This window comes from Roseicyclus sp. (genome assembly GCF_018402035.1).
Lineage (GTDB): Bacteria > Pseudomonadota > Alphaproteobacteria > Rhodobacterales > Rhodobacteraceae > Roseicyclus.
Genome location: NZ_JAGYJN010000065.1, coordinates 1 through 1633, shown reverse-complemented (window position 1 = coordinate 1633; position 1633 = coordinate 1). Strand labels below are relative to the sequence as shown.

2 protein-coding genes are annotated in these 1633 nt (G+C 61.2%); one reads left to right on the top strand and one right to left on the bottom strand.

Features of this window, described 5'->3' with window-relative positions:
* Nucleotides 1–9: 9 nt before the first annotated feature.
* Nucleotides 10–375, bottom strand: a complete 366-nt coding sequence (locus tag KG698_RS15175; protein WP_300984221.1) for a PaaI family thioesterase — start codon at nt 373–375, stop codon at nt 10–12.
* Between the two features lie 459 nt (nt 376–834).
* Here KG698_RS15175 and KG698_RS15170 point away from each other — a divergent pair.
* A partial coding sequence (locus KG698_RS15170) for a cell wall hydrolase (RefSeq protein WP_300984219.1) occupies nt 835–1633 on the top strand: 799 nt, incomplete at its 3' end.

The following is a 1633-nucleotide window of genomic DNA, read 5'->3' as shown; positions in this document are numbered from 1 at the left end:
TCTGAGGCCTTACACAGGTACTGGCACCATTGTACCGATAAGGGTGGCGATCAGGGTTTCTTCGCCTTTGTGCCTGACGAAGACATCAGCTCCCGCGACCACCAACCGGCGCCCCGCACGGATCACCCGACCACGCGCGATCAATTCCTCACCCGCCCCCGGAGCAAGAAGGTGTATCGACATCTCAGAAGTCAGAACCTCTGTTTCCGCCGGCATCACGCTCAGGGCTGAATATCCTGCCGCGCTGTCACCAATTGCGAATGTCAGCCCAGCATGCGCGAAGCCCTGCTGTTGCTGCGTCGCAGGCGTCAGAGGTGCGGTGATCTCAACACATCCCGGCTCAATCCGCGTGATGCGCGCGCCAAGAGTGTCCATGAGGCCCTGCTTGCGAAAGCTCGCCTCAACCCGAGATGCAATTGATGATGCCATGATGCCCTCTCTGCCTTGAACGGACCCATAACATGATCTGTGCTGGACCGCAGACCATTGAAAAGTGCAAATGCACTTCTGGCAAACGCAGCATCCAACTCCGCGGCAGTAGAACTCCAGCGCCGCCGTCCAGCATGGTCACGGTTTGGCTGCTGAGCTTGGGCATGGGCGTTCCTGGGGCAGGGTGATACCGCAGGATATAGTCGAACTTGCCATTGGGCGAGAGGTCAGCTTGGCAGCTTTGGCGTAGCGCCAGCCCCCGCAGTAACGATTTGAAGTCACCGACAACAGGAGCCAGCAACGTTTCATTGGCCTGCGCGACCGAAGGCGCCGCTCGGGGCGAAAACACTTGTTCAGCGGCAAGAACGAGGCGACTTTGGTGCCAGAAAGCAGGCCACTTGAGGAATGTCAGCTGAAATGCTCGACTATCGCAGGAAAAGCTTCGGTTCCAGCCGGTCTTTTGCTCAACGGATTCTTCGCCAGGCCGGGTTGCGTTTCGGCTGCGCGACGGTGCTGGTCGTCCTGTCAGCCGAGGCGGTCAGCCCGCCCGATACCGCCATGTCGCCGGCCCTGCTGCTGCCCGAGGCGATATCGTCCCGGATGGAACCGGCGCCGCGCCGCCCCTCAGCCCCTGCCCCACCGCCGCTGCCCACCACCCTGCACAACGAGGCCCAGCCTGAGCGTATCGAACAGCTGCTGGCGCGAGCGAACTTCGCCGATCCAGGCCGGAGCAATCCCGGAGCAGATGCTGATTCCCATGAATATTTCAACCTCGAATGGCTTCTTTCCCTACCCAACCCGCCGGAAACCGATGCGGACTGGCTATGCCTGCGCGAGGCGATCTATCATGAGGCTCGTGGCGAGGATGTCGTTGGCCAGTTCGCCGTGGCAGAGGTCATACTAAACCGCGTCGATTCCCAGCGATATCCCGAAACGGTCTGCGCGGTGGTGAACCAGAATGCGCACCAAACCAATGCCTGCCAGTTTAGCTATGCCTGCGATGGCCAGCCGGTCACCCTGAATGACAGCCGGGCGATCGCGATCGCGGGACGGGTAGCGCGGGTGGCGCTGGATGGCTTTGAACGCCAGTTGACCGGAGGGGCCACGCATTACCATTCGACCCTGGTGTCGCCCTACTGGTCGCGGACCATGGACCGCACGGCCCGCATTGGCGCTCATATCTTCTACCGCGCCCGTGTAATTG

What these genes read in the sequence shown, in the direction of transcription:
- KG698_RS15175 (WP_300984221.1), bottom strand. Translation starts at nt 375, where the DNA reads ATGGACACTCTTGGCGCGCGCATCACGCGGATTGAGCCGGGATGTGTT.